We start from the raw sequence: 7,281 nt of genomic DNA on the forward strand, positions 1-7,281 counted from the left end.
CAGGAGTCTGGACTTGACTGAGTTTGGTAGCGTCAAGAATCTTGTGTAAATGAAATGCCTTCGTACATATAATATGTAACTAACTCAAATAAATGATGCTTCCAAGGTGTCCTGGAGTCCTTTAAAGCCTCGGTGGATCCGCTTCAGAGACTTCTCGTTATAAGCATTAAACTGAGAAACCAGGAATCGATCCAGTGAATCTTCCGTTGGAAATTGTTCTTTGCGGTGGGTGGTGCGCTTGAGATGCTTGTTAAAGTTCTCAATCAAGTTAGTGGAGTAGAGTGATTGCCGAATGGCTGGTGGAAAGTCCATGAAAGTGAGCAGATTCGGCATTTTAAGCAGATCTTTGATTAACTTGGGATAGGTACGATGCCAGTTGTTGGCGAACTCATTCAGTTTCAGTTCGGCTGCTTCACGATTGGCAGCCCAATGAACTTGTTTAAAGTCATTGATCACGGCCTTACGGTCTTTCACCCGAACTTTGTTTATCAAATTACGCCCAACATGAACCAGGCAACGTTGTCGTTTAGCTTTGGGAAAATGCCGATTTAAACCTTCATCCAAACCAACTAACCCATCGGCCACAAACAACAGCACATCTTTGACACCTTGCTTAATCAGGGTTCCCAGTAATTCAGTCCAGATCCCAGTTGATTCCGTCGGCGCCACTTGGTAGTTCAGCACTTCTTTCGTACCATCTGGACGAATGCCAATCGCAATATGAACCGCTTCTTTTTGAACGGTATCCCGCTTTAACGGCAAGTAAGTGGCATCTAAGAAGATAGCCGCATATTGTGAAGCCAGTCGACGTTGCTGGAAAGCTTGAACCTGTTCATTGACGGCTTTAGTCATGTTGGAAACCGTGGCTTTGGAGTAGTGAGCACCGTACATATTCTCAATGAGTTCGGCAATTTCAGCAGTGGTAATTCCCTTGGTATACAACTGAATAACCGTTGTTTCTAAATTATCACTGTGCCGACCGTAGGCTGGCAAGGTATGATTTTCAAACCGGCCATTGCGATCTCGAGGAATGGTTAAGTTAAGTTGGCCGTACTTCGTATCAAACGAGCGCTCATAACTGCCGTTGCGGTTATTACCAGTGTTAATCCCAGCGTATGAGTAGCGTTCGTAACCCAAAAACTCTGCCAATTCAGTTTGAAGCAGCTGGTTGATGGCGATTTCAAGGTGGTGACGAAAAACTTCGTCCAAATCTTGTTTTTGGGCTAGTGCAGCGATAATTTCTGTGGTAAGTTCATTCATGGGGAATGCCTCCTGTGATGTTTTCTGTGGTTACTAAATATCATAAGGGAAGGCATTCCCTATTTCTATACAATTTAGAAATCTTTTGTGCGTTTACACAAGATATTTTACGCTCTCCAATCCCAAGAAGCCATTGATAAACGAAATGAGAAATTGACCCATTATTTGACGGAAGAATTGCAGGTATTAAATGAAGAAATGATTCGTAAGGATATTCCTACTAGTTCTAGTGTGAACGATATACAGGTGTGGCAGGTTTCTCAAGTGAATGAGAACACCTTTGAGGTACTGTTTTCTGTTGAACAAGTTATTACCGAAGACAAAGACAAGGAAACTATATCGTCTAGCTTTCATGTGGTTGTCCATATAGATGAATCAGATAATATGGTTATTATCAAAAATCCGACAATGAGTAAGAAACCTCAAAAATCGGACTACCAACCCAAACAGCTAGAAAGTGACCATACAGTAGATACAGAAACGATGGACGAAATCATTAGCTTTTTAGAAACGTTCTTCCAGCTCTATCCTACCGCCACAGAAAAAGAATTGACTTACTATGTAAGTAATCATGTGTTACCTATGATTAACAAGGAATATGTTTTCGAGGAATTGGTGAATCCTATCTTTACCAGAAAAGATAACCAAGTAATCGTGAATGTCGCTGTGAAATATTTAGATCAAGAAACAAAGGCAACCCAAATCTCGCAATTTGAGTTGATATTAGAAAAACAAGATAATTGGAAGATTGTAAAATAACAAATATTGGTACATGATTACAGATACTTTGTAATCATGTACTCTTTTTGATAAAAAATTGGAGATTCCTTTACAAATATGCTCTTACGTGCTATTATTTAAGTGACTATTTAAAAGGAGTTAATAAATATGCGGCAAGGTATTCTTAAATAAACTGTCAATTTGATAGCAGGAACAAATAATTAGATGTCCTTTTTTAGGAGGGCTTAGTTTTTTGTACCCAGTTTAAGAATACCTTTATCATGTGATTCTAAAGTATCCAGAGAATATCTGTATGCTTTGTATACCTATGGTTATGCATAAAAATCCCAGTGATAAAAGTATTTATCACTGGGATTTTTATGCCCTTTTGGGTTTTTGAATGGAGGAAAATCACATGAAAATTATTAATATTGGAGTTTTAGCTCATGTTGATGCAGGAAAAACTACCTTAACAGAAAGCTTATTATATAACAGTGGAGCGATTACAGAATTAGGAAGCGTGGACAAAGGTACAACGAGGACGGATAATACGCTTTTAGAACGTCAGAGAGGAATTACAATTCAGACAGGAATAACCTCTTTTCAGTGGGAAAATACGAAGGTGAACATCATAGACACGCCAGGACATATGGATTTCTTAGCAGAAGTATATCGTTCATTATCAGTTTTAGATGGGGCAATTCTACTGATTTCTGCAAAAGATGGCGTACAAGCACAAACTCGTATATTATTTCATGCACTTAGGAAAATGGGGATTCCCACAATCTTTTTTATCAATAAGATTGACCAAAATGGAATTGATTTATCAACGGTTTATCAGGATATTAAAGAGAAACTTTCTGCCGAAATTGTAATCAAACAGAAGGTAGAACTGTATCCTAATATGTGTGTGACGAACTTTACCGAATCTGAACAATGGGATACGGTAATAGAGGGAAACGATGACCTTTTAGAGAAATATATGTCCGGTAAATCATTAGAAGCATTGGAACTCGAACAAGAGGAAAGCATAAGATTTCATAATTGTTCCCTGTTCCCTGTTTATCACGGAAGTGCAAAAAACAATATAGGGATTGATAACCTTATAGAAGTGATTACGAATAAATTTTATTCATCAACACATCGAGGTCCGTCTGAACTTTGCGGAAATGTTTTCAAAATTGAATATACAAAAAAAAGACAACGTCTTGCATATATACGCCTTTATAGTGGAGTACTACATTTACGAGATTCGGTTAGAGTATCAGAAAAAGAAAAAATAAAAGTTACAGAAATGTATACTTCAATAAATGGTGAATTATGTAAGATTGATAGAGCTTATTCTGGAGAAATTGTTATTTTGCAAAATGAGTTTTTGAAGTTAAATAGTGTTCTTGGAGATACAAAACTATTGCCACAGAGAAAAAAGATTGAAAATCCGCACCCTCTACTACAAACAACTGTTGAACCGAGTAAACCTGAACAGAGAGAAATGTTGCTTGATGCCCTTTTGGAAATCTCAGATAGTGATCCGCTTCTACGATATTACGTGGATTCTACGACACATGAAATTATACTTTCTTTCTTAGGGAAAGTACAAATGGAAGTGATTAGTGCACTGTTGCAAGAAAAGTATCATGTGGAGATAGAACTAAAAGAGCCTACAGTCATTTATATGGAGAGACCGTTAAAAAATGCAGAATATACCATTCACATCGAAGTGCCGCCAAATCCTTTCTGGGCTTCCATTGGTTTATCTGTATCACCGCTTCCGTTGGGAAGTGGAATGCAGTATGAGAGCTCGGTTTCTCTTGGATACTTAAATCAATCATTTCAAAATGCAGTTATGGAAGGGATACGCTATGGTTGCGAACAAGGATTATATGGTTGGAATGTGACGGATTGTAAAATCTGTTTTAAGTATGGCTTATACTATAGCCCTGTTAGTACCCCAGCAGATTTTCGGATGCTTGCTCCTATTGTATTGGAACAAGTCTTAAAAAAAGCTGGAACAGAATTGTTAGAGCCATATCTTAGTTTTAAAATTTATGCGCCACAGGAATATCTTTCACGAGCATACAACGATGCTCCTAAATATTGTGCGAACATCGTAGACACTCAATTGAAAAATAATGAGGTCATTCTTAGTGGAGAAATCCCTGCTCGGTGTATTCAAGAATATCGTAGTGATTTAACTTTCTTTACAAATGGACGTAGTGTTTGTTTAACAGAGTTAAAAGGGTACCATGTTACTACCGGTGAACCTGTTTGCCAGCCCCGTCGTCCAAATAGTCGGATAGATAAAGTACGATATATGTTCAATAAAATAACTTAGTGTATTTTATGTTGTTATATAAATATGGTTTCTTGTTAAATAAGATGAAATATTTTTTAATAAAGATTTGAATTAATCCGAACGCTGTTCGGACAAAAAAGATCAGCTTCCTTTAAAATGGTGTTTACCACAAACCCATCTTTTAGGAGCTGATCTTTTGTCTAGTATAACCTATTCCGAACGAATTAAAATCGAAACCTTTTGTGAACTAGGGCTGTCCAATATCCAAATGGGCGTTCGGATTAATTTTAAAATCTACCATAAGTCTACCGATTTTTTAATATTATTTTATTCATCAATTTCCGGCGCCGACCCAAGCTCTGCCTGAATCATCCAGATTTTCTTCTCAATTGCGGTTTTGAGACCAATGAAAATATCTTGGGTACTGAAGTCTTTTTCAACATCGGATACTTCAATGCCGTGTTGGTAAAGGTCTTCCAAGTAACGATAGCCATCAACTAAGTGTGCGAGGCGTTCTGGGGTTGTTTTGTCCATTCACCAGGCCAGTCTTGAATCTTAGTGTTTTCGGCCATTTCTTTTAAGGTGGAGTAAGGACTGCCATCAAGCGCAATCAGCCGTTCAGAAATGACATCGAGTTGGCTGTCAATTTCTTCCATGAACTCATCCATCAAGGGGTGCAACTTCAAAAAGTTGGGTCCACGCATGTACCAATGCGTCTGATGGATAATCATTGACATCTGGCTCAAATCGGCAACGAGTTGATTTAATACTGCTTTGGTTTTCGTATATTTCATTAGATTGGTCTCCTTTCGATATGGTTATTATAACTTAGTGGTAGCTTAATCTGAAACGTTATACACTGGCAAATTAAGTTATTTATAGCCCGTAGAATTAAGTCGTTTTGAAAAGATGGAGACGTTATATGGAAGATTGTAAAATTAATCTACAATTGAATTTTATTTACCTTATGAAGATGTTCAAAACGCGTTAAAGGAAAGTGCGCAAACCCCTTTATACGTAGAAAGGATGAATGGGTAGTGGGTAACAATGAGTGTAAATTAAATAAGGCACAAAAAAGGATGCTTAAGGATAAAGAAATATATAATCATTTCAATTTAGAAAATATTTCCAGTTCCATCAAAACGGAGCTAAACAAGATAGTGCATGACATCGATGACTAATACTTTAACACCAAACAGAAAGGGGCTATGAATATATAGGGTCTATACTAGATAATGGACAGTATTTATTGAAATGGAGTAGTTGTAGGAGAGCTAGAAATCCTCTTATACCAAGGGTTTCTGGCTCTTCTTATCTTTTTACTGCACTTTTATTGCACTTTTTTCATTTCTTTGTTTCGCAAGTAGTCTACAGTAAATTGATTCTTTGGTGAAGTATCATAATTTTGTTTTGCTTCTTTAAAGGAAATGGCTCCATTTAATTTGTTAGCTACCTCGAAATTACTGTTAGGATAAAGATGTCCATACGTTCCTAAAGTCGTCTCAATATCTTCGTGTCCTAGACGATCTTTAATGATAAGTGGATTTTCTCCCATACTGATTAACAAGGAAGCATGAGAATGCCGTAACCCATAATATCGCTATCTTGAATTTCAATATAATCTTTATGCTTCTTTTTTATGCCAAGTGCATTAGCATAGTCACGTGCTTGTGATGGTTTTTCTGCGAATATGACGGTAGTCACTGTGATAACCTCCTTTTTTTATCTTTCAAATTCATCATTTTCTGCTTGTTCAATATATTCAGGTGGTAATGGATCAGGTTCTTCATATTGTTCAGGGGTATGTGACTTTTTTTCGTTATCTACTTCATATGTGTTTTCTGAAATTGCATCTTCGTCTATTTCATAATTAAATTCATTAGTATCTGTATTAAAGTTGAATGTAAACGCATCTTGATTATTTTGTATTTTTTGCGTATCTTCTTCGTTTAATGTAAGTGCATATTGTTCTGTACCTACTTCAACGATTACTTTATCACCATCTACATCTAATAATTCAGCTTCAACTTGTTTATCATTATCATTCTGCATTAAATCTTTATATTCACTTTTTTCATTTAATGTTTGAAATACTTCTGTTTCTTGAATATCATAGGCTTCTTTAATCGTATTATTTTGTTCTAATTCTAATTTTTCAGATTCTTGAATTTGTACTTTAGCTTGTTCAGGTAAACTTTTTTCAATGCTATTAATATCTTTAATGTAACTATCAATAACACTGTTTTGATAAGGTTTAGTGTTTGTTTCTGCCAAATGATTAATTCTACTTTCATTTAATTCTTTTGGACTAATTTGTTCTTCAATTGTTTGTATCGCTTGTAGTGTGAATTGTTCTAATTGTAGTTTATTAATATCATTATCAGCACTATAAGGGTCACTATATGATAAAACATTTTGTGCGTCTTTAAGATAATTATATAAATCAATCGTATTCCCTTTATTTTCATCACTATTTAGCGATATGTTTTGACTGATAGATTCAACATTATAATTTGGTTCTGTTTTATCAACATCAGGCTGTAAGGCTAGTTTTTGATTGATGATTTCAAGCCTTGCTACTTGTTCGTAGTTTCTAAGTCCTTGTATGTCAGCACTTCTATTAATCGTTTCATAACTATTAGTCATCATATCTTTTAAATCAGTAAATTGATTACTTAATGATGGTTGCTTTTGTTCTTGTGATAATGCTGATACTTGTTGTTGTTCTTTTGAGAAAAAATCTCTTACTTTATCAAATGTTGAAGTTAAATTTTCAACTGTAGCACTTTCTTTGTTCCATGTTACTAAATCTTTGATGTTATTTTTAATTGTTTCAGGATTAATAGCATGGTCATTAAAGAAGTTTTTCACGCCATTAACTTGCTGCATAATAAAATCACTTGTAAATGCATTACTCAAACGTTCTTTAATGCCTACAAGTGATTGTTGTAAATCTTTAAAATAATCATCTAAATTTAATTTTTGGGTTCTGTTGCAAAGTTGAA

Annotated in this window: 7 protein-coding genes and 3 pseudogenes; 4 read left to right on the forward strand and 6 right to left on the reverse strand. The window is 35.6% G+C overall.

Annotated features, from left to right (window positions below):
• Nucleotides 1-84 precede the first annotated feature (84 nt).
• Nucleotides 85-1,260, reverse strand: coding sequence for an IS256-like element IS1310 family transposase (locus KA878_RS10165; protein WP_002328814.1), 1,176 nt, complete (start codon nucleotides 1,258-1,260; stop codon nucleotides 85-87).
• A gap of 111 nt (nucleotides 1,261-1,371) precedes the next feature.
• Here KA878_RS10165 and KA878_RS10170 point away from each other — a divergent pair.
• The 4 genes and pseudogenes from KA878_RS10170 to KA878_RS10185 form a co-directional block, all read left to right on the forward strand.
• A pseudogene (locus KA878_RS10170) lies at nucleotides 1,372-2,019 on the forward strand (conjugal transfer protein); the annotation flags it as partial.
• Nucleotides 2,020-2,293: 274 nt separating this feature from the next.
• Nucleotides 2,294-2,380, forward strand: coding sequence for a tetracycline resistance determinant leader peptide (locus tag KA878_RS10175; RefSeq protein WP_011058339.1), 87 nt, complete (start codon nucleotides 2,294-2,296; stop codon nucleotides 2,378-2,380).
• Nucleotides 2,381-2,395: 15 nt separating this feature from the next.
• The gene (gene tet(M) / locus KA878_RS10180; RefSeq protein WP_000691727.1) at nucleotides 2,396-4,315 is read left to right on the forward strand and encodes a tetracycline resistance ribosomal protection protein Tet(M); all 1,920 of its coding nucleotides are present in this window, start codon (nucleotides 2,396-2,398) and stop codon (nucleotides 4,313-4,315) included.
• A gap of 157 nt (nucleotides 4,316-4,472) precedes the next feature.
• Nucleotides 4,473-4,562 (forward strand): annotated as a pseudogene (locus KA878_RS10185) (IS30 family transposase); the annotation flags it as partial.
• 41 nt (nucleotides 4,563-4,603) lie between these two features.
• Here the strand turns inward: KA878_RS10185 and KA878_RS14695 are convergent.
• The 5 genes and pseudogenes from KA878_RS14695 to KA878_RS10205 all read right to left on the reverse strand — a co-directional run.
• Nucleotides 4,604-4,810, reverse strand: a complete 207-nt coding sequence (locus KA878_RS14695) for a ferritin-like domain-containing protein (protein ID WP_481906431.1) — start codon at nucleotides 4,808-4,810, stop codon at nucleotides 4,604-4,606.
• A complete protein-coding gene (locus KA878_RS14700; RefSeq protein WP_481906430.1) occupies nucleotides 4,774-5,070 on the reverse strand; it encodes a Dps family protein in 297 nt (98 codons plus the stop codon). The genes KA878_RS14695 and KA878_RS14700 overlap by 37 nt, the downstream gene beginning before the upstream one ends.
• Nucleotides 5,071-5,606: 536 nt before the next feature.
• Nucleotides 5,607-5,876, reverse strand: a pseudogene (locus KA878_RS10195) (site-specific integrase); the annotation flags it as partial.
• On the reverse strand, nucleotides 5,837-5,980 hold the full coding sequence (locus KA878_RS10200) for a hypothetical protein (RefSeq protein ID WP_193839970.1): 144 nt from the start codon (nucleotides 5,978-5,980) through the stop codon (nucleotides 5,837-5,839). The pseudogene KA878_RS10195 and the gene KA878_RS10200, both read right to left, overlap by 40 nt.
• 18 nt (nucleotides 5,981-5,998) lie before the next feature.
• Nucleotides 5,999-7,281, reverse strand: a 1,283-nt coding sequence (locus tag KA878_RS10205) for a hypothetical protein (RefSeq protein WP_194376798.1), incomplete at its 5' end; no start/stop codon positions are given.

It is taken from the genome of Staphylococcus sp. GDY8P57P (assembly GCF_017892585.1).
GTDB lineage: Bacteria > Bacillota > Bacilli > Staphylococcales > Staphylococcaceae > Staphylococcus > Staphylococcus borealis.

Coding starts and splice junctions, on each gene's coding strand:
- KA878_RS10165 (WP_002328814.1), bottom strand. CDS start 1,260: ATGAATGAACTTACCACAGAAATTATCGCTGCACTAGCCCAAAAACAA.
- KA878_RS10175 (WP_011058339.1), top strand. CDS start 2,294: ATGCTTTGTATACCTATGGTTATGCATAAAAATCCCAGTGATAAAAGT.
- KA878_RS14695 (WP_481906431.1), bottom strand. CDS start 4,810: ATGGACAAAACAACCCCAGAACGCCTCGCACACTTAGTTGATGGCTAT.
- KA878_RS14700 (WP_481906430.1), bottom strand. CDS start 5,070: ATGAAATATACGAAAACCAAAGCAGTATTAAATCAACTCGTTGCCGAT.